The 22,393-nt window shown below is 71.4% G+C and carries 25 protein-coding genes; 14 read left to right on the top strand and 11 right to left on the bottom strand.

The window, feature by feature from the left end; all coding sequences use genetic code 11:
* Positions 1–79: 79 nt before the first annotated feature.
* The 3 genes from mobF to ACH436_RS00535 all read right to left on the bottom strand — a co-directional run bounded on the left by mobF (position 80) and on the right by ACH436_RS00535 (position 3,905).
* The gene (gene mobF / locus ACH436_RS00545; RefSeq protein ID WP_430558232.1) at positions 80–3,379 is read right to left on the bottom strand and encodes a MobF family relaxase; all 3,300 of its coding nucleotides are present in this window, start codon (positions 3,377–3,379) and stop codon (positions 80–82) included.
* A gap of 63 nt (positions 3,380–3,442) precedes the next feature.
* A complete protein-coding gene (locus ACH436_RS00540; RefSeq protein WP_430558231.1) occupies positions 3,443–3,619 on the bottom strand; it encodes a hypothetical protein in 177 nt (58 codons plus the stop codon).
* Between the two features lie 4 nt (positions 3,620–3,623).
* Positions 3,624–3,905 (bottom strand): hypothetical protein, encoded by a 282-nt coding sequence (locus ACH436_RS00535; protein ID WP_430558230.1) that lies wholly within the window; start codon positions 3,903–3,905, stop codon positions 3,624–3,626.
* A 783-nt stretch (positions 3,906–4,688) separates the two neighbouring features.
* Between ACH436_RS00535 and ACH436_RS00530 the strand changes: the two genes are divergently transcribed.
* Together ACH436_RS00530 and ACH436_RS00525 are read left to right on the top strand one after the other, a co-directional pair.
* Positions 4,689–5,609, top strand: coding sequence for a hypothetical protein (locus ACH436_RS00530; RefSeq protein WP_430558229.1), 921 nt, complete (start codon positions 4,689–4,691; stop codon positions 5,607–5,609).
* 709 nt (positions 5,610–6,318) lie between these two features.
* On the top strand, positions 6,319–7,194 hold the full coding sequence (locus ACH436_RS00525) for a CPBP family intramembrane glutamic endopeptidase (protein ID WP_430558228.1): 876 nt from the start codon (positions 6,319–6,321) through the stop codon (positions 7,192–7,194).
* Positions 7,195–7,254: 60 nt separating this feature from the next.
* Here the strand turns inward: ACH436_RS00525 and ACH436_RS00520 are convergent, their stop codons facing one another.
* The 4 genes from ACH436_RS00520 to ACH436_RS00505 form a co-directional block, all read right to left on the bottom strand.
* Complete coding sequence (locus ACH436_RS00520) at positions 7,255–7,770, bottom strand: zinc-binding dehydrogenase (RefSeq protein ID WP_430558227.1); 516 nt, start codon at positions 7,768–7,770, stop codon at positions 7,255–7,257.
* Positions 7,728–8,213 (bottom strand): alcohol dehydrogenase catalytic domain-containing protein, encoded by a 486-nt coding sequence (locus ACH436_RS00515; protein ID WP_430558226.1) that lies wholly within the window; start codon positions 8,211–8,213, stop codon positions 7,728–7,730. Before ACH436_RS00515 ends, ACH436_RS00520 begins: the two co-directional genes overlap by 43 nt.
* Before the next feature lie 360 nt (positions 8,214–8,573).
* Complete coding sequence (locus ACH436_RS00510; protein WP_430558225.1) at positions 8,574–8,885, bottom strand: hypothetical protein; 312 nt, start codon at positions 8,883–8,885, stop codon at positions 8,574–8,576.
* 44 nt (positions 8,886–8,929) lie between these two features.
* Positions 8,930–9,376, bottom strand: a complete 447-nt coding sequence (locus tag ACH436_RS00505; RefSeq protein WP_430558224.1) for a hypothetical protein — start codon at positions 9,374–9,376, stop codon at positions 8,930–8,932.
* 174 nt (positions 9,377–9,550) lie between these two features.
* On the opposite strand from ACH436_RS00505, the gene ACH436_RS00500 reads away from it, so the two are divergent.
* From ACH436_RS00500 to ACH436_RS00460, 9 genes are all read left to right on the top strand, one after another.
* Positions 9,551–9,784, top strand: coding sequence for a hypothetical protein (locus ACH436_RS00500; protein ID WP_430558223.1), 234 nt, complete (start codon positions 9,551–9,553; stop codon positions 9,782–9,784).
* A gap of 67 nt (positions 9,785–9,851) precedes the next feature.
* Positions 9,852–10,445, top strand: coding sequence for an RNA polymerase sigma factor (locus ACH436_RS00495; RefSeq protein ID WP_430558222.1), 594 nt, complete (start codon positions 9,852–9,854; stop codon positions 10,443–10,445).
* A complete protein-coding gene (locus ACH436_RS00490) occupies positions 10,442–11,260 on the top strand; it encodes a hypothetical protein (RefSeq protein WP_430558221.1) in 819 nt (272 codons plus the stop codon). The genes ACH436_RS00495 and ACH436_RS00490 overlap by 4 nt, the downstream gene beginning before the upstream one ends.
* Positions 11,257–12,117, top strand: a complete 861-nt coding sequence (locus ACH436_RS00485; protein ID WP_430558220.1) for an ABC transporter ATP-binding protein — start codon at positions 11,257–11,259, stop codon at positions 12,115–12,117. Before ACH436_RS00490 ends, ACH436_RS00485 begins: the two co-directional genes overlap by 4 nt.
* Positions 12,114–12,659: a hypothetical protein gene (locus tag ACH436_RS00480; RefSeq protein ID WP_430558219.1), complete on the top strand. Its 546-nt coding sequence runs from the start codon at positions 12,114–12,116 to the stop codon at positions 12,657–12,659. Before ACH436_RS00485 ends, ACH436_RS00480 begins: the two co-directional genes overlap by 4 nt.
* Positions 12,656–13,552, top strand: a complete 897-nt coding sequence (locus ACH436_RS00475; protein ID WP_430558218.1) for a hypothetical protein — start codon at positions 12,656–12,658, stop codon at positions 13,550–13,552. Before ACH436_RS00480 ends, ACH436_RS00475 begins: the two co-directional genes overlap by 4 nt.
* 15 nt (positions 13,553–13,567) lie before the next feature.
* Positions 13,568–14,527, top strand: a complete 960-nt coding sequence (locus ACH436_RS00470) for an alpha/beta hydrolase (protein ID WP_430558217.1) — start codon at positions 13,568–13,570, stop codon at positions 14,525–14,527.
* 517 nt (positions 14,528–15,044) lie between these two features.
* Entirely contained in the window at positions 15,045–15,470 is a 426-nt protein-coding gene (locus ACH436_RS00465; RefSeq protein WP_430558216.1) for a sigma factor-like helix-turn-helix DNA-binding protein, read from the top strand.
* Positions 15,463–16,293 (top strand): zeta toxin family protein, encoded by an 831-nt coding sequence (locus ACH436_RS00460; protein WP_430558215.1) that lies wholly within the window; start codon positions 15,463–15,465, stop codon positions 16,291–16,293. The genes ACH436_RS00465 and ACH436_RS00460 overlap by 8 nt, the downstream gene beginning before the upstream one ends.
* Positions 16,294–16,345: 52 nt before the next feature.
* Here ACH436_RS00460 and ACH436_RS00455 read toward each other — a convergent pair whose 3' ends face one another.
* The 4 genes from ACH436_RS00455 to rnhA form a co-directional block, all read right to left on the bottom strand.
* On the bottom strand, positions 16,346–16,561 hold the full coding sequence (locus ACH436_RS00455; protein ID WP_430558214.1) for an excisionase family DNA-binding protein: 216 nt from the start codon (positions 16,559–16,561) through the stop codon (positions 16,346–16,348).
* A 37-nt stretch (positions 16,562–16,598) separates the two neighbouring features.
* Positions 16,599–17,894 (bottom strand): tyrosine-type recombinase/integrase, encoded by a 1,296-nt coding sequence (locus ACH436_RS00450; RefSeq protein ID WP_430558213.1) that lies wholly within the window; start codon positions 17,892–17,894, stop codon positions 16,599–16,601.
* A 174-nt stretch (positions 17,895–18,068) separates the two neighbouring features.
* The gene (lpdA, locus tag ACH436_RS00445) at positions 18,069–19,472 is read right to left on the bottom strand and encodes a dihydrolipoyl dehydrogenase (RefSeq protein WP_430558212.1); all 1,404 of its coding nucleotides are present in this window, start codon (positions 19,470–19,472) and stop codon (positions 18,069–18,071) included.
* Positions 19,473–19,537: 65 nt separating this feature from the next.
* Entirely contained in the window at positions 19,538–19,957 is a 420-nt protein-coding gene (gene rnhA / locus ACH436_RS00440) for a ribonuclease HI (protein ID WP_430559124.1), read from the bottom strand.
* A gap of 123 nt (positions 19,958–20,080) precedes the next feature.
* Here rnhA and ACH436_RS00435 point away from each other — a divergent pair, with 123 nt between their 5' ends.
* The 3 genes from ACH436_RS00435 (at position 20,081) to ACH436_RS00425 (ending at position 22,388) form a co-directional block, all read left to right on the top strand.
* Positions 20,081–20,944, top strand: coding sequence for an LLM class flavin-dependent oxidoreductase (locus ACH436_RS00435; protein WP_430558211.1), 864 nt, complete (start codon positions 20,081–20,083; stop codon positions 20,942–20,944).
* 92 nt (positions 20,945–21,036) lie between these two features.
* On the top strand, positions 21,037–21,984 hold the full coding sequence (locus tag ACH436_RS00430) for a hypothetical protein (RefSeq protein ID WP_430558210.1): 948 nt from the start codon (positions 21,037–21,039) through the stop codon (positions 21,982–21,984).
* Positions 21,981–22,388: a GntR family transcriptional regulator gene (locus tag ACH436_RS00425; RefSeq protein WP_430558209.1), complete on the top strand. Its 408-nt coding sequence runs from the start codon at positions 21,981–21,983 to the stop codon at positions 22,386–22,388. The genes ACH436_RS00430 and ACH436_RS00425 overlap by 4 nt, the downstream gene beginning before the upstream one ends.
* Positions 22,389–22,393 lie beyond the last annotated feature (5 nt).

Raw genomic sequence — 22,393 nt, 5'->3', positions numbered from 1 at the left:
GCCTCAAAGCGCCCCATACGCTCCGTCGGCCGGGTGTCGTCGGGTTCTTCCACACGGTGGTGCCGAACTCGCGAACGTCTCAAGCGATGGTCACACCGTCTGGGGTGGCCCTAGTCGCGTCGCGCGACGGGAGCGTCTTTATCAACATCCCCTGTTGCGCGGGGTCGAGGGCGCGCACCTCCTGCGTCTGGTCCTCGATGAGCATGCGGCGTTCCGCCAGGGCCACGGCGGTGTCTTCAGGTAGTGGGCCGCGGGCGGCGGAAATGCGGCCGGCGATGAGGTCGGGCATGACGCCGCGGCGGGGCTTTGCGGTCGCGCGGGCGAGGCGTGCGGTCAGGACTGCGGCGACGTCGTCGGCGTCGTGCAGGCTGCGCCAGGCGACAAGGCGTGGCATCAGCGTGTCGACGTCGTACCCGTACGCCTCGGCTCGCCGCAGGCCTGCGGCGAGCACGCCGAACGCGTCGGACTTAACCGCCCGGTCGGCCTCGACCTCCGTGAAGCCTCCTGCCTCGCAGAGGGCAGTGTGCACGAGCCGGGTCCACCGGTCACGTTGTGCTTCGGTGGCGATGGCGTCGTACCCGGCCAGGAGCTGCCGGATGCTGGCCCACCGGTCGCACTCGTCCTTCGCCACCTGGTGTGCGGACTGCTCGACGCCTGGGTGCGCCAGGACTCCGAGCAGGACGCCGCGCGCGGTCACGTCCGGGTCGGCGGGTGCGGAGTGCAGCGGGTCGGGCTTGTCCAGGGCGACATAGGCGGTATTGGTGTGCCGGCCGCGGGTCATGGAGACGTACAGGTTCTCGCGGGTGCTCGACGGGGAAACGACGACGTGCGCTGTGTCGACGGTCATCCCTTGGGAGCGGTGGGCGGTCACGACGTAGCCGAGGTCGACGTGCTCGGCCACGTAGGCCGCGGGCAGCATCACGCTCCCCCGCCGTCGCCCCTCGGGGCGGACGTCGAGCGCGCCGTCGCGGCAGACTCGGTCGATGGTCCAGCGGTCGCCGTTGCGCACCCACCCGTTCGCGCCGGAACGCAGACGGCGGTCGTTGCGGCGAGTGATGACGACATCGCCCGCGGACGCCCGGGTGTCGTCGTGCAGGACGACGTCACGCCCCGCGGACACCTCGCTGGCCTGGAGGCGTTCGGCGCGGGCGCGGTCGTTCAGCTGTCGAACGGTGTCGGCCGACTCGGTGACCAGGATGCTCGCCCGTCCGGCGTCGACGTCGCGCCGCCAGGCGGTGTAGGCGGCGTCGACCATCTCGTCGGTGGCGCCCTCGCGGATCCTGCCGCGGGACTCGTACTGGTCGATGACGGCGGGGTCGCCGTCACGCAGTGCCAGGGACGCGTCGCGCTCCCACGGACGCACGAAGCGGTGCACCTCGGTCAGGCGGGGCGTGTCTTCGCCGCGGGCGGCGGCGAGCATGGCGAACGCGCCGCCGGCGTCGACGGACTGCAGCTGGCCCGGATCTCCGACGAGAACGACCTTGGCGCCCACCCGCGCCGCCCGGGATGCGATGGTGTCCAGGGTGCAGGTGGAGGCAAGGGTCGCCTCGTCGACGATGACCAACTGCCCTGCGGTGAAGTCCGCACGGCCTGAGCGATGTTCGTGGATCCACTTCGCGGTGTTGTCACAGGCGATGTCGAGGTCGTCGGCCAGCACCTGGGCCGCGACCGCGGACGGCGCCATCCCGACCACACTCACCGATCCGTGCGCCGCCACCCAGGCCGTCATCAGCGCGCGCATCGTCGTCGTCTTCCCGGTGCCAGCGGGCCCGACCAGCAGGTCCAAGCGACGCCCCGACGTCAGGATCTGCTCGACCGCGCGCGACTGCTCGTCGTCCAGTCGGGTGCCGTCAGACGTCGTGCGGCCGACGGCCGGGCCGCCGACGTCATCCGCGAGGGCCAGGAGCCGGTCCTCCATCGCCAGCATCTCCTGGCTGGTGAACCGCTCGCCGTGGCGCGGGCGCAGCGTGCTTGTGCCGTCAGACCGACGCATGGCCGCCGGCGTGGATGCCAGCTCGCCGGGCGTGAGCCGAACGGACCGGCGCGTGGCGGCGTCCACCACGAGCGCCACGACCTGTTCCCGGTCGGCGGCGGACGCCATCCGCCAGCCCATCGTCTGTCGCGACGCCTCGGCCCACAGGTTCCAGTGCGTCCACGTGGTGCGCTTCTCCCCGACCGCAGCGAGGACCCGCCCCGCAGCGAGCCTGACCGTCCTCGGGTGGAGGTCGGCCGCGGTCACCATGGGCGCGGCCTGGCCGGCGGCGAGTCGGCGCGCCCACGCCGTCGGATCCGACCCGAGCCGCATCTCAGCGCGGCGACGCCAGTCGGCCGTCAGCTCCGCCAGCGAGTGGATCGTCTTGTCGGGACGGGTCTCGAGGGTAGCCTGAGCACGCAACCGCACGACCTGCCGCGCCGTCGGCCGGCGACCACGCGCAGCGACGAACTCCTCGATGAGCCGCCTCTTGGCGACCTCGATGTCCCGGCTGCGGGAGGAGAACTCCGCCAACAGCTCGTCCGGGACGCCCGCGATCTCCCACTGGGTCGAGCGCTCGGCCCCACGGTCGCGGCGGTCCCACCCGACGCCGAACGCGCCGGTGAGCCGGTCGGCCAGGACCGCGTTGTAGTGCTCGGACAACGCGACGAGCGCGTGGTGCAGCGCACGCGAGTCCAGGGTGCGCCACCGACCGTCATGAGCGGTCTTCACCTTGTTCGAGACGACCAGGTGGGTGTGCAGCTGCGGGTCGTTGGACCGCGAGTCCCAGTGGTCGTATGCCGTCGCCGCCACCCCCACCACCGGCACCTGCGCCACACCACCATGTCCCGTGCGCGTGGCGGCGACCTCCCGCTCCAGCAGGTCCAGCACCTGCCCGACGGCGTCATGATGGGCGGCGACGATCAGCTCCTGCGTCGTCGCGTCCGCCAACCCCCACAGCACCGACACCGACTTCGGCACCGAGAACGTCACATCGAACCCCGCCGTCGCGGTCTGGCTGCCGCGGGCCCGCTCCTCGACCTGGATGCACGCCACCTCGGCATCCGACTCCTCCGCCGACAGCGTCCGGTCGATCCGCTCGATCCGACGCCGGACGCGGTCGGCGACAGTCGGGTACTGCTGAAACGGCCGCCCCAGCGACTCACCGGTCACCGGATCGGCGCCGTGACCCAGCAACGCCTGCAGCTGCCCCGGCGCGACAGACATGCCGGGCTGCAGCACGCCGTCACCAAGGTGCTCCACACCGCGACCCATCCACACCCCAGGCGGCGTGCCCGCCTCCGTGAAGTACCGCGTGAACGCCGACATCCGCGGCTCGTCACCGTCGCCGGTCACCACCGACCGGAGCAGGTATGCGTACCCCTGCCCGGCGGAAATCACGCGCATCGAGACCGTCACACCTGGCAGGTGTGCGGCCTGCGCACTCAGCGAGGACCTACCTCAGTCGGTTCATCGCGCGCCGTACGCCGCCGAGGTGCCCCAACGCATCCGGGGCTTCCAGGGCATCTCCAGCAACGCGGCGAGAGCACCCTTCTCGCTGTCATCCATGACCGTGCCGTCGGGCATCGGGAGGCGGTAGGCGCGCACCCTGCGTCCGGTGCCGACCTCGACTCGTCCGGCCGCCACAGCATCAAATGATCGCGCGCACCACTGCCACGCTCTCCAGAGTCCGCGGCAACTGCCACCCCGGGCACCCGTCCAGTCCGACGACGACGCCGTCGGCGTCATGCATCAACCAGACCTCCACCGAGCCCTCCGTCGCCGACCTCACGGTGAGGCCCTCGACGCCACCGTCGACCGTGGGTCCGGAGATCTCCGCTCTCTCGCCCAGCTGGCTCCGCAGCGTCGTCGCCAACCGGCGTAGCTCAGTAGTCACCTGATCCATGGGCAACTCGCCGCCAGCACCCTTCATGCGGGCATCATGCCGCAGGTTCGCGAGTCCGTGATCGCGCCCGACTGGGGCTTGCCCCGCCTCAGGTGCCAGACGTGTGGAAGTCCGGGTTCGGTCAGGTCGGCGAGGACCCCGTGCGGGGTCGGAAGGGATCGCCAGCGGGGTGCAAGGACGGAGCACCTCGAGGTCGAAGGAGGCCCGGCGGACGTCGCGGGTTCGGGTGCCGAAAGGGGTGGGACCTCCGCGGGGCGAGGGTCCAAGCGGCAAGGCACTGGCAGAGCCGGCGCCAGTCAAGAAGACCGCTGTCGCCCTCGCCGGATGAAGAACATCCTGCGACCAGAAGGCTGTCCGCCACCTCGGTCCACCGGGCAGAGTGCCCGGCGGACCGAACTGACAACTCGCGATTCACTTGAGCCGAAGTTGAGCCCCAGACAGTGGTGTAGCGCGCCTGCTTTCCCGCCAGGGCCGGGTCGAGCCAAGAGCGCTCACGAGCACCTCCCAGCCCTGATGCACCGTACTGAGTGCCGCACCGATGACAGGCAGACCTAGCCGCCCATCGCTCATGTGGTGCCACTCCCACCCCCTAGCCACAACATCTTGTGCCTCGGCCGGCGTGTCCATGGGTTTTTGTACGTATGTTCGGGTAGGCTGTGTGATGTGCCACACAAGCGTCGAGCCCCATCTCGACGTTGCGGGATGGGGCTCGAACCTGCTTGGTAGGCAGTTCGGACTCTACTGCGCCCGCGTCGGCCCAATGACCGGTGCGGGTGTGTGTCGCGCTCGCTACACGAGACAGGAGTTCTCATGCAAGTGACGACGCACTACAACATCCCGGGCCCGGTCCCGTTCCTCGACGTCGACGTCAGCGCCGACAAGCCGATGTTCGTCGACCCCCACGCGATCCGCCTCTCTGGCGCCCCGCAACCGTTCGCCGCCGACGCGATCAGGTGCATGGAGACGTTCTTCCACGAGGTGACCGCCTGTGCCCTGAGCAACACACAGTCCGACCAGCGGCGCGGACTCGCGCTGCTCCAGCGGTTCACGGAGCCGTGGGAGACGCGCCTCGGTCTCGCGGAGTCCGGGATCCAAGGGCACGGCGGCTCCGACGACGTCGGCGAGTGGATCTGGGACGCGCTGCGCGGCGACGCGCGCATGCTGGTCGACGTGGGGATCCTCACCCAGATCGAGGACATCCCCCTGTTCGTCGAGGGCGTCGCAGAGGACATCACCTCGGACCTGACCACTCGCATCATCTTCGGGCCGCTGGCCGAGTTCACCGCTCAGATGGTGGCGCAGTTCCCGCAATTCACCGCTGCAGGCCACGGGACCAAGAAGGTGGAGCGACAGGTCTGGGACCCACAGGGCAGGCAGTGGATCAATGCTGTGCTCGACCTTCCCGTCGCGGACGGTAGAGCGCTCGTGCTCGTCCCCAGGAACTGGGCACGGGCCACCCTCCTCATGAGCGCGGGGCGCTTCTACGAGACGAGCACGCTGAGCTACGTCCAGCTGGAGCAGGCCACAGTCACCCAGGATGGCAAGGTCATCAAGACACGCAAGGAGGACCTGAAGAAGCAACAGGCTCTCGGACGTGGGCGCGCGACGATCCTCGAGGTCGTCCGCCGGGCTCACGCGAACGGCGAGAACCTAGTCGGGGTGTTCAAGTCGTTCGTGGACTCGAAGTACAAGCCGCTCGACGACGACCGCATCAACAGCAAGCTCGCGTAGCAATGGGACGAGGGTCGCGGCGAGAGTTGCGATCCTCGTCCGTGCACTTCCAAGAGCGTCGACGCCGGCCACGTCTGAACCTCGAGCACCCCGCCTTAGAACTCGCACCTCACGAGCACGCACCTCTACCAGTTTCTCCCCGTGCGCTCCCACACCTGCACAGATGCCAGGATCCGCTTCGCGCACCTGGTGCGCACGTGGTGCGCACGGGGTGCGCTTCCACGTGCGCCCCGAGCAGACGATCGACCCATGACGCGAATGCCGACGCAGGTACATGCGGAGCCGGTGCCGGGGGTTGCGCCGCGTGCGGCGTCGACCCGGTGTTCCTCCTGGTCGGACGGTCCCGTCACAATGACGGGACCGTCGATCCGGGTGTGGGGACTCTCCAACCGAGAAACTGCTGGTCACCACGGTGGTGCCACATTGGCACCACCGTCGAAGGCGATGTCCAGCTCGTCGCGGACAGCCCGCGTCGCCCGATTCTCCCCACTCAGGGAATCGTGCAGGTCGCACGGTGGTGGCCACGTGCCACCACCGTCAGCGGACGCCCACGCGGTCAGCCTCGGCAGTGCAGCTCCAAGTCGACCCACCCACCACTCCGGTCGCCGCGCGGATCGTGGTGCGAATCCCTACGCTCGCCCCTGTCGGTGCTGGTCGCTCGCTCCGACGTGGTCGCCGACCACCGGCGAGAGACGAGAGGACCACCACCGTGGCAGACCCGACGGGTTCGATCGAGCAGGCGTCGCCGACCTCCGGGTGGCAGCGGTTCTGGGGCCGCGGCGGCTGGTGGCGGGCCTTCCTCTTCGCCGCGCTCTACATCGCCGTCTATCTCGGCGTGGGCCGGCTGGTGGGCCTCCTGGGCCAGGGCCCCGACAGCCCAGACGAGCTGCTCGACTCGGCAGGGAGCGTGTTCTTCGGCCTGGCCCTGCCGATCCTCGTCATGAGCGTCCTGCTCCTCGTGTTCCTCCGGAGCATGCGGTGGCGGCGCGAGGTCTTTGGGCCGCAGCCCGTCGCCGGCCGCCCGTGGATGTGGGGCGCCGTCGCCCTGGTCCTCGCGCCGATCGCGCTGCACCTCGTCGGGACGAGCTGGTCGTCCTACAGCCCCACGGTCGTGCTGACCGTACTCTTCCTCGGCCTGTGCATCGGGTTCGCGGAGGAGGTGCTCACCCGCGGCGTCGCGGTCACGATGCTGCGCCGGGCCGGCTACGGGGAGAAGGCGGTGATGGTGCTGTCGTCGCTGCTGTTCGCGCTCCTGCACGCCAGCAACGCCCTGTCCGGGCAGGCCCTGCTCACCGTCGGCACCACGATCGTCTTCGCGTTCGGGTTCGGCACGATGATGTACCTCTCGATGCGCGTCACCGGGAGCATCGTCCCGGCGATCCTCCTGCACGCCGCGACTGACCCGACGACGATCCTCGCGACCGGCGGCGTCGACACGCACGGTACGAGCGCCGGGGCCGAGTCGATCAACGCCCTCGCCGGGACGTTCAACATCGTCTTCGTCGTCGCGGCCGTGGTCGCGGTCTTCCTGGTCTCGGGTCGCGCCCGCGCGCTCGACACGGCACCGGCGACGTCCCGGCCCTGACCTGGCGCCCCGCGTCGGTCGTCATCACTGCTCGAGCCAAGGGCGGTCGATCTCGGGTGCTCAGCGCACCTCGACCACGATCTTGCCGCGGTTGTCGCCCGCGGCGAGCCTCGCGAACGCGGCGGGGGCGTCCTGCAGGCGGACGACGGAGTCGACGCCGGGGACGACAGCGCCGTCGGTCACCAGGCCGGTGACCTCGGCCAGTGCGGTGGCCGACTGCGGCACCATCAGCACCCCGACGTGCTTGCCGGTCGCCAGGCCGATCAGCGTGCCGATCGTCGGCATCGCGAGCAGCAGGTCGGTGCGTCCACCGACCATCTGGTAGCGGCCGCGGGGGCGCAGCGCCCGGTGCACCCGCCACGGGGTCCGGCTCGCGACGAGGTCCACGACGCGGTCGTAGCGGTGACGGTGAGTGGCCCAGTCCTCGTCCTCGAAGGCGATCGTGCGGTCCGCGCCGAGCCGGCGCAGGTGCTCGGCCTTGTCGCCGTGGTCCACGGCCGTGACCTCGGCGCCCCGGTGCCGTGCGAGCCCGATCAAGAATGCGCCGCCGGCGCCGCCCGCGCCGTTGATGAGCACCTTGTCTCCCGGGTGGAGGCCGCGTGTAGCGCGCAGCGCGCGATGCAGCCGGACTGCGGGATGGCAGCGGCCTCGGCGAACGACAGGGCCGGCGGCTTGCGGACCAGGTTCGTCGGCGACGTCGCCACGAGCTCGGCCAGGCCGCCCCGGTACCCGGGCAGTTCGCCGAAGACCTCGTCGCCGGCCGCGAAGCCGGTCACGGCGCTGCCGGTCGCCACGACGACACCGGCGACGTCGGACCCGGGGACCGGGTTCCTGGGCCGCCGCAGCCCCGCCACCCGGGAGTAGAACGGACGGCCCACCAGGTTCTCGCGGTCGGAGCCGTTCAGGGAGCAGGCGTGGATCTCGAGGAGCACCTGGTCGTCCGACGGTGTCGGGTCAGGCAGCTCCCCGACTCGCACGACGTCGGGCGGCCCGTAGACGTCCTGGATCACCGCAAGCACCGGGTCTCCGCTCCTCGCGCCACGTGGACGGACTCACCGTAGCGGTCGCCGTCGGCCCGGCGCGGTGCCGCCGGGTCAACCGGCGCGGTGTCCAGGGGTGACGGCTCGAACGCCCGCGGGGACAGCTCCGGCCGTCTGACGCACCGGGATCTGCGCCGACGCGCATGCGAGCCTCGCGTTCACGGCGTTCGGGAGTCGCTGTACCCCGGCCCTGCTCCCGCGCACGACCTGGCACCGAAATAACCGGCTCGCCGAGCTGGGCGACGACGCCGGCCTCGTCGAAATGGCCGACCAGGTTGTGCAGCAGGCGCTCTCCGCCTACGCGCCGTCGTTGCGCTGGTAGACCCGTATGCGTTGGCGCTATTTCGACGGGTTCACGAAAAGTCCCAGCAGTCCGGCAAGTGCGGTCGAGAAGGCCGTGAGCAGCAAGTCAGGACTCGTGCTGTCGTTTCCGTCGAGTATCGCGTAGACCAGGCCGCCCAAGGAAATTGCGGCGAGGAGCACCAAGCCTCGGATCAGCAGGAGCCAGATCTTGTCGGAGACTACTGGGCTTGCCTCGGCGACTCCTTGGCTTGCCCTGCACAACACGGCGTCGACCAGCCTTTCCTTCTGGTCGCTGGCGAGGTTCGGGTCGCCGGTGATGATGGTCGCTTGCTCTTGGAGAGTTGACATCATGACACTCCTTCTCGAACTGGAGATGGCTCGCTCGCCTTCAGTCACGGCAGTGTTGCGCTGCATTCTTGCCGCAGGGCTTCGACCATGGCGAGAAACGCTGCGCCGCCGTCGCTGAGCTCCGGATCCTCGCGCAGGGCCAGATACCCCTGCCACGCGTCGGCCATGCTCCAGACCGCGGAGACGACTCCCATCGTCGGATCCGCTTGAGGGTCGTCGAGGCTGAGGTCACGGATCCGCTGGACGTGGCCTCCGATCTCGTCCTCGGCGGCCCCGGCGTTCACCGCTCCGATGAGCTCGCCGGTCGCTTGGCAGATCAGCAAGACGGTGGACGGTGGCGGGTCCGTTTCGCCGCCCCCGCCACCGCCACCGCCTCCTCCGCCGTTGTCGCCTGGACCGCACGCGCTCAGGACGAACGCGGCGAGGGCGGTGATCAGGAACCCGGCGCGGCGTCGTGTCGGGCGTCCGCGCCGCGAGTGGTGGGTGGACATGAGGGTCTCCTCTCGCCGGGCCGAAGGTCTCGGCTCGACGGTCTGTGCCGCGCCGCGTCGGTTTCGGTTCCGCACGCGGCTGGTGGCCGCGAACCACCCGGGACGCGCGGTGGCACAAGGAGGTAACCGCAGGGGGCCGGGTGTCCGACCCGGCCCACCCGCGAAGGAGGAGCCATGTCCTTCAGCTTCGAGCTCGCGCTCGGTCGCGAGGAAGAAATCCGCCACCAGGTCTGGACGCCCGAGCGACTGGGGGCCTGCGAGCAGCGGTTCCAGCAGGCGACGCGGGGCAGTGTTGCCCGGGGCATCCGCGACCTCGTCGCGGCCGCCGGCCGCCGGGTCGCGCGCCTGAGGCACCACGCTCACGTTCGCCCCGGCGTCCCCCACAGCGGCGCCCCGTCAGCGCGCTGATCGAGCCCGAGCCCTGATCGTGCCGGTGCGCGGGATGCTGTCACCATCGGAAATAGCCCTTGACGCGGTGAACCAGCCGGAGTCCTGGGCGGCACAGGTGAGTGTGATGTCCGACGAGGGTCCGCTGAGCCTGGGCGAGGAAGCCACCGACGCCCAGCTCTTGCGCGCGATCGCCGACGGCGAGCGGGACGCCCTGCATCTGCTGTTCCGACGGCACGAGCCATGGCTGTCGGCCCGACTGTCGTACCGGTGCCCGGACCGGGCCGTCGTCGATCAGGCCGTCTCCGAGACGTTCCTGGCGGTCTGGCGCAAGCCGACGGGCTGGCGCGGCGACGGACAGGTCGGTGCCTGGATCTGGGGCATCGCGATCCGCGCGCTGCTGCACCAGCTGCAGCCGCGCAAGAACGTGATCGAGCGCCTGATCCAGCTTCGGCACGAGACCGAGCCATCGCCCGAGGAACAGGTGCTCCAGCGCCTCGAGCACAGCGACGTCGGTGCGGCGCTGCAGTCCCTGTCGCCCGAGCTGCGCGCCGTCGTCCAGGCCATCGTCCTCGACGGGATGTCGACCCGAGAGGCATCGGCCTGGCTGAGGATCCCCAGCGGCACGGTCAAGAGCCGCATGAGCCGCGCCCGCGCGGAGCTGAGAGGAGCGCTCGCATGACGACGTGGCATCCCGGGGCCGAGGACCTGGCGACCTACCGCGGCGGTGCCGCAGGTCTGCTCCTCGCCGCCTCGCTGGAGACCCACTTGCTGAGCTGCGCGCGGTGCCGGCGGGCTCTCGGTGCGGTCGACATGCCCGACGCGGTCACCGACTCCGAGCGCCGGTGGCAGACCGTCAGCGATGCCCTGGACGCTCAGCTCGACATCGCCGGCGGGCGCCACTTCCTGGTCCGGGTGGCGGCCTCGACAGGACCGCTGGCCGCGGCGCTGGCCATCAGCGTGGTCCTCGTGCTGGCCCTGCCGCTCGTCGCCCTCTGGTCCGGGGAGCAGTACGTGGCGACCGCGCTCCTTTCCAGTGCCCCGCTCGCCCCCATGGTCGCGGTCCTGTTCGCCTTCCGGCGCGAGACCGACCCCGCGGGGGAGCTCTCGGAGGCGACCCCGGTCGCCGGGATCCGGCTGGTGGCCCGGCGTGCGGTCCTGGTGGCGGCCATCGCCGCACCGATCGGAGTCGTCGGTGCGCTGGCCTCTGGCCTGTCCCCCCGCTTCGCACTGGCCTGGCTGCTGCCGGGCCTGGCGCTGTCCGGCCTCGTGCTGCTCGCCGGGACGACGCGCGTCGAACCGGCCGTCGTCACCGCCGTCGTCGGGGCCACCTGGGCCATGGGCGTGCTGATCGCCAGCATGCACAACGGCCCAGCGATCGTCGCCGGACTGATCGCGAGCCTGCCGGTGCAGGCCACAACCCTGCTCGTAGCGCTCGCCGCCGCGGCCCTGGTCGCGGCACGCCGCGACCGCCTCGACTACCGGAGGTACCCGTGACCACGAGACACGCCACGGCGGGCGTGACCGCCTCCGGCCTCACCAAGAGGTTCGGCAGCACGGTCGCCGTCGACGAGATCGACCTCAGCGTCACCGGCGGTGTCGTCGGCCTCCTCGGCCCGAACGGCGCCGGGAAGACCACGGTGCTGCGGATGCTCGCCACCGTGCTCGCCCCGGACGCCGGCAGGCTCGACGTCCTGGGCCACGACCCGGCCGTCGCGTCCGAGCGACTGGAGATCCGCCGCCGCCTCGGCTACCTGCCGCAGAGCCCCGACCTGTATCAGTCGTTCACCGCGTTCGAGCTCGTCGACTACGTCGCCGTCCTGAAGGAGCACGCCGACCGTCGTTGGCGCCACCGCGAGTGCCTCCGCGTGCTGGAGCTGGTCGGTCTCGGCGATCGCAAGCACGCCAAGATCCGATCGCTGTCCGGCGGGCTGCGGCAGCGCGTCGCCCTGGCCGCAGCGCTCGTCGGCAGCCCTGACCTCCTCGTCCTCGACGAGCCCGCCGGCGGCCTCGACCCCGAACAGCGGCTCGAGCTCCGCTCACTGCTGGCCGCGACGGCAACCCGCGGCACCGTCGTGGTCTCCACCCACAACACCGCCGAGGTCGCCGCCCTCTGCGACACCGTGGTGATCCTGGTGGACGGCACGGTCCGGTTCCACGGCTCGCCCGACGGCCTTCGCGACCTCGCCGCCGGGCGGGTGTGGGAGTCGGACCAGCCGGCGGCGGACGGCGCCAGGTCGTGGGCCACTCCCCACGGCGCCTACCGACACCTGGGCACGCTGCCCGCCGGCGTCAGCCCGGCGGCGGCCACCCTCGAGGACGGGTATCTGCTCGCGGTCCGGGATCCGTCGTGAGCCCGGCCACGGCACGGCAGGCGCTCCGGCCGACGGGGAGGGCTCTGCGCTGGCCGTTCACGGTCGCCGTCGCCGCAGCGGCGGTGGTGGCGGCACTGCTGGCCCGCTCGGCCGAGGGGATGTCGGTGGCGCCGATCGTCGCGGCGGTGCTCGCCAGCGTGGCGGCCACTGCCCTGCACGACCCGGCGGACGAGCTCCTCGCCGCCGTGCCGACCGGCCGGCTGGCCAGGCGGATGCTCCGGCTCGCAGGCGTCGGCGGGGTCGTCGTCCCGGCCGGAGCAGCCGTCTCCGCGATCGACATCGGGCCCGACGTCGTGCTGCCGATGCTCGCGCTGACCGCTACGGGGCTCGCCGTCGCGACCTGGCTTCCGCCGCGGCGCGCGGCGGTCGCCGCAGCCGTCCCTGCAGGCTGGCTGGCCGCGGCGCGGCTGCTCGACACCCTGCCCGCGCCTGTCCGAGACGTCACCACCTGGTGGTTCACCCACCCCTGGCACGTTCTCGCTGTCGCCGGAGCCGCCATCGCATTCGGGAGGTCACGATGAGCACGGTCCTCGCCCCGCAGCCGGGCGTCGTCGCTCGACAGCGCACCCACGTCGTCGCTCTGGCCCGCCTCGAGGCCGGTCGCATGGTGCGGAACCCGCTCCTGGCGCTCGCGGTGCTCGCGTGCGCCTGGGGGACGTGGGCCTACGGCGAGCCCGAGCCCTGGCCCGGAGCCCACTACCAGGGCTTTCCGTGGCCCGCCATCGGTCTCCAGTTCGCCACCGCTGCCCTGGCCGCCCTGTCGTTCCACCGCGAGCGCCTGAACGTGGGCGAGGCGACCCCGGTCCGTGAGGGCCACCGGGCGCTGGCGCGTCTCCTGGCGTCGGTCGTACCCGTGGCCGTCTCGGTCCTGGCCCTCGCTGCCATGGTGGTCCGGATCTGGAAGCTCGGCGGCCTCACCCTGGGCAACCCGCCGGGCGCGACCGCGCACGCCTACTTCACGGCCGGCGAGCTGGCGCAGCCCGTCGCGGGCCTGATCCTCGCCGTCGCGGTCGGCGCCGCGGCGGGACGACGGATGCGTTCCCTCGCCGCGGCGCTGACGGCGTTGGCGACCGGGTACTTCATCACGCACGTCTACTGGCTGTTCACCGGTCCGCTCGCACCCTTCTCCATCTTCCAGTCTCAGCCGGTCTACGTGGACCTCGGGCCGGGGGTCGACCCGGCCACGCTGCCCGGGGACTGGCTGCTGTCAGCGCCGAGCCAGTACCAGGAGGACTGGGTCCGGCTCGTCGTCTCCGAGCCGCTGGCCTGGTGGCACGACGGCTGGCTTCTCGGCCTCGCACTGCTCCTTCTCGCCCTGGCCCTCCCCCGACCGTGGCGCCGCCGCTGTGCCATCGCCGGTGGCCTGCTTGCCGTCGTATCCGTCGTCGCCCAGTACGTGGTCTACCCGAGATAGCGGGAGGTGGGTCGGATGGGGCTGCCGTGGCGGGTGCGGATCCTCAGCGCGGCGTTGAACGCGGCCGTGGGCCCGGCCGCGACGATGTCGGACGCGAAGCGACGGATCCTCCGCGCTCACGCCGGGCCGCGATGGATCGGCGAGTTCCTCAACGGCCGCCCGGAGTCCACGGTCGTCGTCGAGGAGATCACCATGCCGGGGCCGGCCGGGGACATCCCCGCGCGGCTGTACCGGCCGCCCGGTCGTGACGTCGACGCCCGCCCGCTCATCGTGACGCTGCCCGGCGGCGGCTTCGTCTACGGCGATGAGTACATGACGACGTGGCTGTCGAGCCACGTCGCGGCACGGCTCGGCGCCGTGGTCGTCTCGCCGGGCTACCGCCTGGCTCCCGAGCACCCGGCGCCTGCGGCGGGCGAGGACTGCTTCGCCGTCACCTGCTGGGTCGCGGACGAGGCCGGCGCGCTCGGTGGCGATGCAGCAAGGCTCGCCGTCGTGGGCGAGAGCGCGGGAGCAACGCTCACCGCAACGGTCACGCTGATGGCGCGCGACCGGCGAGCGCCACGGATCCGCGCGCAAGGCCTGCTGCAGGGGGCGTTCGACCTCCGTCCGGACGCGCCGATGATGAATCCCCGGTCGACCTGGCCCTTCGGGCGACCCGCCGACGCCCCTTGGTCGGTCTCCGCCTACCTCGGCGACCACGGCGACCCGAGCGACCCGCTTCTGTCACCACTGCTCGCCTCGGACCACGCGAACCTTCCCCCGGCGTTCGTCCTCACGGCTGACCACGACTACCTGCGCCAGGACGGCGAGCGCTACGCCGCCGCCCTGAGCCACGCCGGCGTGCGGGTCGATCACGCGCACTTCACGGACAGCCCGCACGGCATCTTCTCGTTCCCCGGGTGGTGCGCCGCGTCGGGACCTGCCCTCGATCGACTGGTGGCGTTCCTCGACCGCGAGCTCTCGGCCACCGCCTGACGCAGGGCCCCGTTCGCCGCGCTCCGAGAACGCGGAGGACGGCCTCTCCGAGGAGCAGGTCACCCTGAACGAGGCGCTCGGCGAGCCGGGCGACGTCCTGCCCACGTGCGCGACGTCGCGAGGGAGCACGCACGCCGCCAGCTCGGCCGGGCGGCATGCGACGCCGCCCACACTCCCGGGAACCTGGTGCGGAGCCTCGCCGCTGTCGTCGGCGCCCGAGGGCCCGAGCTGTAGCCCTTCGCCAGCCGATCGGGCGAACCACACCACGAGACGTCGCAGCCTCGGGACCGATGGCCGTGGATAGAAACCACTCACGCTCGACCGTTCCCGGAGAGGTTCCTATCCCAAGTCAAGGCGCAGGGGGTGGGCGGCCGTTCACGCGGTCCAAGTCCGCGCGACTGCTGCCACGTGCGCCACTCCACCCTGCGGTGCGGAGCAGCTCCGCCGGCGAACAACATCGAGACCTTGATTCAGATTGAATCACTGGATACCCTGTCGGTGAAGAAGGAGGTCAGCCATGAGCATCGCACCCGTCATCGAGCACAGATCCGAGCTGAAGCTGGCGTACGCGCGCGCCCGTCTGGCCGAGATCGAGCAGATGCGCCAGGTCTACCTCGCCTCGCTCGACGGTATGCCCCAGCGAGAGATCGCCCGCTTCGCGCACCTTTCGCAGCCGAGCGTGCATCGCCTGATCGTCCGAGCACGTGCGCTGTCCGCGGAGAAGGAATCGGTCGAGGAGATCGTGCTGCGGCGGTTCGTCGAAGGCGGCTCATCCGACGCGATGGTGGAGCAGCTGGTCGCCTCCGAGAACTGGGTCCCCCGCGTCGTCGACCCGGTCGACGGCGTCCTCTCCGAGGACTCTCAGCAGGAGCTCGAGTCGTTGTGCGAGGACGGCTTCCTCTCCGAAGAAGAGATCGACCGGATTCTTGAGGCGCGTGACTGACTCGCGCGACGAGACCTACGACGCGGCGCTCGCCCTGGTGCGGGGTGGTACATCGCTCGACTCGCTCCTGACTCGCGGCGACCTACGTCGCGTCGTCCGCGAAGCGCGGGACTGGTACCTCGAGGTTCACGCGGAGGGCGTGACGAGCCGAGGCACCTGCGTCGTCGTCACGGCCGGCCCACCCGGAGCCGGCAAGTCGAGCATCCTCACCACCGCCGTCCGCGACCTGTCGACACGTCTCGTGATCGATGCGGACGTCGCCAAGACGTTCCTCGCGTCCTGGTGCGCCGAGCGAGGCGATTACACCGACCTGGTCGGTGCACCTCTCCCGGACGGTGGCACCTTTCGCCCCCTCGAGCTGAGCCCTCTCCTGCAGACGGTGTCGACCGAGGTATGCAACGCCGTCCGCCGCACTGCGCTCGCGGACCGACTGGATGTCGTCATCGAGGGAACGATGGCGTCGCCTGCGTACGGTGAGCGGCTGCTCCAGTCGCTCGCCAAGGCCGACTACGACCGGCTGCACATCATCTCGGTCGAGGTCGACCGCGATATCGCGGGTAGGCGTGCCGTCGAGCGATGGTGGGAGGGCCGGACGAAGGACCCCCAAGTAGGCGGCCGGCTCGTCCTTCCCGAGACGATCGACCGTGCCTACCCCACGGGGCGGGAGCAAAGTGCCTGCCGGGCCAACGCTCGCACCCTGGCGGCCACGATCCGATCGGGCGGAACAGCCGTCGAGCACGTGACCCTCGCCGAGTACGACAACGGCACACTCGCCCGGCTCGATGCCGACCCGCCAAGGATCGTTGGTGGCTCCGAGCGATGACCCCTGCAGGATGGTCAAGCTCACCAGAGCGCGCTGAGCAAGCACCCGGCAGCTACCGGCGCACTGCCGGCATGACGACCGCCAGCCGCTCGCGCAGCTCGTCGAGGTCGACGCGGATGAGCCGCCCCACTTGGTACCCGGTCACCGTGCCGTCGGCGATGCGTCGTCGGACGGTCTTGACCGACACGCTGAGCTCGTCGGCCGCGACGGCGAGGGCGACGAGTCGCCCTCGCCCGGTCGGCCGTTCCTGAACGCGCGCGGTTGCCATGGCCCTGCTCCTCCCCGGCGGCACGCTCGTGCCGCCGTCACGACATAGGTGTGCCGTCGTCGCCACGGGTGGACTCGAGCTCCGACAGCACGGTGGCGCTCATCCGCGCGGCGAGGTCGATGTCCCGCGCCATGGTCGCCTTCTGGTACCGCAGCACGACGTTGACGTCCGAGTGGCCTCCGCGCCGCATCAGCTCGGCGAGGGTCGCGCCCTCCTGCGCGAAGCGGGTGAGCCCGGTGTGCCGAAGGTCGTGGAACCTGTATCCCTGGGGCAGCCCGGCCACCTGCTCGCGCGCCTCCGCCCAGGCGTTGTTCCACGTCGTCGTCGACAGGTGCTGGTTGCCCCGCTCCCGCAGCGGCACGACCGGCGCGTTCTTCCCCGTCCCGACGAACGTGTCGAGGTGCTCCCGCAGCCGCTCGACCATCAGCGGCGGCACCGCCATGGACCGCACGCCCTTCTCGGACTTCGGGTCGGAGAGCTGCCCGGTCAGGCCGTTCTTCTGCCGCCGCACGTACAGCGTGGCGGCGGTGCGGTCGAGGTTCCAGACGACGTCGCGCCGCTGCAGCCCGAGCACCTCGCCGCGGCGCAGCTGGCACCACGCCGCGAGCAGCACGGCGATGCGCCAGTGCGGCGGCGCGGCCGCGTAGAGCGCGTCGACCTGCTGCGGCGTGGCGACGTCGTCCTCGGGCGTGTGGTCGGCGTCGTGCCGCACGGAGCGGCGGGACGGCGTTGGGACGTCCGGCATCGTCTCGAGCAGCCCGTCGCGCATGGCGGCGCGCAGGATCATCTTGAGCAGGTCGACGGCGTCGCCGGCGATCCCGTTGTGGTCGGCGCCCGGCTTGAGCACCGACGGCCGCGCCGCGAGCTGGGTCGACACCGCGCGCACGACGGCGGAGTCGATGTCGCGCACCCGCATGTCGCCGAGCGGTCCCAGCAGGTGGTTGCGCACCCGCCCGCGGTACACCATCACGGTCCCCGGCCGCCGCGTCCGGCCGCCCTTGCCCGGCTCGTGCTGGACCCGGTCCAGCCACGCCAAGGCGTACTCGCGGAACGTGACGTCCCGCCGCGCGGCTTCCGCCGCCTCGGCCTCCCGCCGTCGGGCCGCGTCCTCCGGCGACTCCCACTCCCCACGCACGATCGCCGCGTGCGTCTGGTTGAGGAACCCTCGCGCGTCGGTTTTCGTGAGGAACGTCAGCGGTTGCCCGCCCTCCGTGCGCGCCGAGTACACCTTGCCGTCGGGGCCCGTGTACCGGGCCTGCCACCGCTTCGACGGCAGCTGACGGAGCATGCCCCACGACTCGCGGCGCTGGCGCGCCGTACCCTTCCCAGCCATCTCGACCTCCTGGTCTCGTGCCACCTGCGTGCCACTTCTAGTGGCACGGAGGGGGTACTCCTGTCTCTAGGTGTCCGGGCCGCACCACGACAGAAAAGAGGCCCGGACCTGCGAAAACTCGCAGATCCGGGCCTCTGACCAGTCGATCGGACGGTGTCCGATTTGACCTACTTCCTAGAAGTTGATCATGTGCCCCACGATGCCGTGGATGGACTCCTGGATGGCCTCGGAGAGCGTCGGGTGCGTGTGCACGTTCCGCGCGACCTCGTCGGCGGTGAGGTCCCACTTCTGCGCGAGGGTGAGCTCGGGCAGCAGCTCGGAGACGTCGGGGCCGATCATGTGGGCGCCGAGCAGCTCGTTGTACTTGGCGTCGGCGACGATCTTGACGAAGCCGGTGGGGTCGCCGAGGCCGTGGGCCTTGCCGTTGGCCATGAACGGGAAGGAGGCGACCTTCACGTCGTAGCCCTCGTCCTTGGCCTGCTGCTCGGTGAGGCCGAACGACGCGACCTGCGGGGAGCAGAACGTGGCGCGCGGCATCATGCGGTAGTCGCCGAGGGTCTGGGTCTCGGCCCCGCCGATGGTCTCGGCGGCGACGACGCCCTGCGCCTCCGCGACGTGCGCCAGCATGAGCTTGGCGGTGACGTCGCCGATGGCGAAGATGTGCGGCACGTTGGTGCGCATGTGGTCGTCGATGGCGATGGCGCCGCGCTCGGTGAGCTGCACGCCAGTGTTCTCGAGGCCGAAGTTCTCGACGTTCGGCGCGAAGCCGACGGCGGAGAGCACCTTGTCGACGACGATCTCGCCGGGCTTGTCGTCCTTGACGCCCTTGTAGGAGACGGTGACGGACGAGCCGTTGTCCTTGATCGTCTGGACGGCGGTCGACGTGAGGAGCTTGATGCCGAGCTTCTTGTACTGCTTGGCGATCTCCTTGGAGACGTCGGCGTCCTCGTTCGGCAGGGCGCGGTCGAGGAACTCGATGATCGTGACGTCCACGCCGTAGTTCTTGAGGACGTACGCGAACTCCATGCCGATGGCGCCGGCGCCGACGATGGCGATCGACTCGGGCAGCTCGCGCGTCATGATCTGCTTCTCGTAGGTCACGACGTTCTCGGACAGCTCGACGCCCGGGAGCAGCTTGACCTGCGAGCCGGTGGCGATGATGGCGTTGTCGAACGTGACCGTCTCGGTGCCGCCCTTGTTGAGCGCGACCTCGATCGTGTTCGCGTCGCGGAACGTGCCGCGGCCGTCGAGCTCGGTGATCTTGTTCTTCTTCATGAGGAAGTGGACGCCCTTGGTGCGGCCGTCCGCGACCTCGCGGGACCGGTCGAACGCCTTGCCGAAGTCGAACGTCACGTCACCGGACATGCCGAAGAAGTCGGCCTGGTGGTTGAAGATGTGGGCGAGCTCCGCGTTGCGCAGCAGCGCCTTGGAGGGGATGCAGCCCACGTTGAGGCAGACACCACCCCAGTACTTCTCCTCGATGATGGCGACGGACTTGCCGAGCTGGGCCGCACGGATCGCGGCGACATAGCCGCCGGGGCCAGCCCCGAGGAGGACGACGTCGTAGTGGGAAGCCATGGGCCCAGCCTATTAGCGCGCGCCACCCCCTGCGGCGTGACGTCCGTCGCACCTTCCCCGCCGGCTCAGCGGACGGAGTCGACCCCGAGGTTCGCCAGGGCGTCCGCGCGCTCGTTCCCCGGGTCGCCGGCGTGCCCCTTCACCCACACCCAGCGCACGTCGTGCTTGGTGACCTCGGCGTCCAGCGCCTGCCACAGGTCCACGTTCTTCACGGGCTTCTTGGCGGCGGTGGTCCAGCCGTTGCGCTTCCAGCCGGCGATCCAGGTGCGCATGCCGTTCATCACGTACGACGAGTCGACGTGGATCACCACGGTGCTGGGCCGCTTGAGCGCCCGCAGGCCCTCGACGACGGCGGTGAGCTCCATGCGGTTGTTCGTCGTGACGGTCTCGCCGCCGTAGAGCTCCTTGGTGTGCTCCCCGGAGCGCATCAGCGCACCCCAGCCGCCGATGCCGGGGTTGCCCTTGCAGGCACCGTCGGTCCACATCTCGACCAGGGGCTTCTCGTTCTCGTCAGGCACCCGCACACCCTACGTTCCCTGGATTCCACGGCCGTGTCGGACGCCGCGCGTAGCGTCGGCAGAGATCCCTGGACGACGAAGGAGACGCGCATGAGGTTCGGGTTCGTCGGCAGCTTCGGCACCCCGCAGCAGAACGTCGCTCTGGCCCGGGAGTGCGAGGCGCACGGCTGGGACGGCTTCTTCAGCTGGGACGGGATGAGCATGGGCGACTGGGGCGGCGACGCCCTGACCGCCTGGGACCCGTTCTCGGTCCTCGCGGGCGCCGCGGCCGTCACGGAGCGCATCACGCTGGGCGCGATGGTCTTCGCGGTGCCGCGGCACCGTGCCTGGGAGCTCGCGCAGCGCGCGCTGACGGTCGACCACCTGTCCGGCGGCCGCCTGGTGCTCCCGGCCGGTGTCGGCGTGCTCGACGACCGCGGCTTCACGTCCGTCCCCGGGCAGGTCACCGCCCTGAAGGAGCGGGCACAGGCACTCGACGAGACCCTGGAGTGGCTCCGCACCTCGTGGTCGGGCGAGGAGTTCGAGGCCGACGGCGCGCAGGTGCGCACCGGTCCGTTCCGGTTCGCCGCTCCTCCGGTCCACGGCGGGATCCCCGTCTGGCCCGTCGGTGTCTGGGACGCCGCGAACCCACCGCTGAAGAACCTGGAGCGCACCCTGCGCTGGGACGGGATCGTCGTGCAGGTGCGCGGCGCGACGCCGGAGGAGGCGGAGGCCGGGCCCGAGGCCGTCCGCGAGCTCACCGGATGGATCGCCGAGCGGCGCGGGCCCGACGCCGGACCGTTCGACGTCGTCGCCTCGGGCCTGCTCTCCCCCGACCGGGGCGAGGCCCGCGAGCAGGCCCGCGCGTTCGCGGACGCCGGCGCGACGTGGTTCATCGACTCCTGGTGGGACCCGGAGGCCGCGACGCCGGAGCGCCTGCTCGAGCGGGTACGCCAGGGACCGCCGCGTCTCTGACGGGTCGGCGCACAGCTCTCGCTGGACGCACGCGGCAACCAATGGTTCACTCCATTGATTCATTGGTCTCGTCGCTCGGTCAGGAGGTTCGCATGTCCGCTGTGGTCGTGCTGGTGGGGATGGTCTGGGTCGTGCTGCCGGCGTTCCTTGTGTGGTTCGTCCTGCTCCTCACCTCCCGGCGCACGACCGACGACGGCGGCGACCCCGCCCGCGCGGCGCGTCGGCACGAGGCGCTGATGTCCTGGGGCGCATTCGCGGCGGCTGCCGTCTGCGCCGTCGCGCTCGCCGCCCAGCCGGTCGTCTGGCCGGGCTGGGCCCCGGCACCCGGGCTGCTCCAGGCGATGGCGCCGTTCTCCATTGCCCTCGTGTTCTGCGCGGTCCGCGCGATCGGCGAGCGGACCTGGCCCCGGCCCGCGGGCGAGGTCCGCGCCGCGCCACTGGGACGCCGCACGGCCCGTTCCGTGGGCGGGGCCCGCCTGGTCGTCGTGCTGGTCACGGCCACACTGCTGGCCGTCACGCTGGTCGTGTGCGGCATCACGGCTGACGCGTCGGGTCGGGCGTACGCGACGGGCCCCGTGACGCTCCCCGACGGCGGCGTGACCACCGGCTCCTCCGGCCCCTACCCCGGCTGGCCCTACGGCGCGCCGATGCTGCTCGGGATCGTCGCCACGGTCCTCGCGACGCTCCTCGCACTCCGCGCCGTCGTCCGCCGTCCGCCGCTGCACGGCGTACCCGCCCCGCACGACGACGCCGTGCGCGCCACGAGCGCGGCGCGCCTGCTGGGCGCCGTCCAGGTGTGCCTCGGGGTCGCGCTGGCAGGCACCCTGTTCATCGCCGGCAGTGCCGTGCGGTCCCGGGGCGAGAGCCTGGTGTACGACGGCGGACCGGTGCAGCTCGGCGCCACCCTCGGCTCGGTCGGCCAGGCCGCGATCGTCGCGGGCCTGGTCATCGCCGTAACCTCCGTGATCGCGGGGCTCCTCGCCGCACGCCGGCGCCCGGCGCGCCCGCGGACCATCGTCGCGACCACCGCCGCTGCATGAGCGACCTCGTCGTCTCCCTCGCCTCGCCGGTGCCGGTCTACGAGCAGATCCGGTCACAGGTCGCCGCCGCGGTCGCCGTCGGCACGCTCGTTCCCGGCGACAGGCTGCCCGCGTCCCGCGACCTCGCCCGCGACCTGGGCATCGCCGTCGGCACCGTGCAGCGGGCGTACCGCGAGCTCGAGGCCGCCGGCGTCGTCGTCTCCCGGCGCCGCACGGGGACCGTCGTCGCTCCGCCCTCCCCCACCGACGCCGCGCCGGGCGCGCGGGCGGCGCCCGGCACACCGCCCGAAGAGATCGTCACGGGGGCGTACACCCTGGTCGCCGCGTCACGCGACGCGGGCCTAGACGACGATGCCCTGCTCGACGTCGTCCGCGGCGCCCTGGCCGCGCACCGCACGCCGTAGGACGG

Source organism: Isoptericola sp. NPDC019693, assembly GCF_044389085.1.
Classification (GTDB): domain Bacteria; phylum Actinomycetota; class Actinomycetes; order Actinomycetales; family Cellulomonadaceae; genus Isoptericola.
The sequence above is the reverse complement of the archived record's forward strand: the minus strand, read 5'-3'. Positions and strand labels throughout refer to the sequence as shown.

What these genes read in the sequence shown, in the direction of transcription:
- ACH436_RS00475 (WP_430558218.1), top strand. Translation starts at nt 12,656, where the DNA reads ATGAGCACGGTCCTCGCCCCGCAGCCGGGCGTCGTCGCTCGACAGCGC.
- ACH436_RS00465 (WP_430558216.1), top strand. Translation starts at nt 15,045, where the DNA reads ATGAGCATCGCACCCGTCATCGAGCACAGATCCGAGCTGAAGCTGGCG.
- ACH436_RS00455 (WP_430558214.1), bottom strand. Translation starts at nt 16,561, where the DNA reads ATGGCAACCGCGCGCGTTCAGGAACGGCCGACCGGGCGAGGGCGACTC.
- ACH436_RS00505 (WP_430558224.1), bottom strand. Translation starts at nt 9,376, where the DNA reads ATGTCCACCCACCACTCGCGGCGCGGACGCCCGACACGACGCCGCGCC.
- ACH436_RS00530 (WP_430558229.1), top strand. Translation starts at nt 4,689, where the DNA reads ATGCAAGTGACGACGCACTACAACATCCCGGGCCCGGTCCCGTTCCTC.
- ACH436_RS00490 (WP_430558221.1), top strand. Translation starts at nt 10,442, where the DNA reads ATGACGACGTGGCATCCCGGGGCCGAGGACCTGGCGACCTACCGCGGC.
- mobF (WP_430558232.1), bottom strand. Translation starts at nt 3,379, where the DNA reads ATGCGCGTGATTTCCGCCGGGCAGGGGTACGCATACCTGCTCCGGTCG.
- ACH436_RS00500 (WP_430558223.1), top strand. Translation starts at nt 9,551, where the DNA reads ATGTCCTTCAGCTTCGAGCTCGCGCTCGGTCGCGAGGAAGAAATCCGC.
- rnhA (WP_430559124.1), bottom strand. Translation starts at nt 19,957, where the DNA reads ATGTGGACCGACGGTGCCTGCAAGGGCAACCCCGGCATCGGCGGCTGG.
- ACH436_RS00430 (WP_430558210.1), top strand. Translation starts at nt 21,037, where the DNA reads ATGTCCGCTGTGGTCGTGCTGGTGGGGATGGTCTGGGTCGTGCTGCCG.
- ACH436_RS00535 (WP_430558230.1), bottom strand. Translation starts at nt 3,905, where the DNA reads ATGAAGGGTGCTGGCGGCGAGTTGCCCATGGATCAGGTGACTACTGAG.
- ACH436_RS00450 (WP_430558213.1), bottom strand. Translation starts at nt 17,894, where the DNA reads ATGGCTGGGAAGGGTACGGCGCGCCAGCGCCGCGAGTCGTGGGGCATG.
- ACH436_RS00435 (WP_430558211.1), top strand. Translation starts at nt 20,081, where the DNA reads ATGAGGTTCGGGTTCGTCGGCAGCTTCGGCACCCCGCAGCAGAACGTC.
- ACH436_RS00425 (WP_430558209.1), top strand. Translation starts at nt 21,981, where the DNA reads ATGAGCGACCTCGTCGTCTCCCTCGCCTCGCCGGTGCCGGTCTACGAG.
- ACH436_RS00510 (WP_430558225.1), bottom strand. Translation starts at nt 8,885, where the DNA reads ATGTCAACTCTCCAAGAGCAAGCGACCATCATCACCGGCGACCCGAAC.
- lpdA (WP_430558212.1), bottom strand. Translation starts at nt 19,472, where the DNA reads ATGGCTTCCCACTACGACGTCGTCCTCCTCGGGGCTGGCCCCGGCGGC.
- ACH436_RS00470 (WP_430558217.1), top strand. Translation starts at nt 13,568, where the DNA reads ATGGGGCTGCCGTGGCGGGTGCGGATCCTCAGCGCGGCGTTGAACGCG.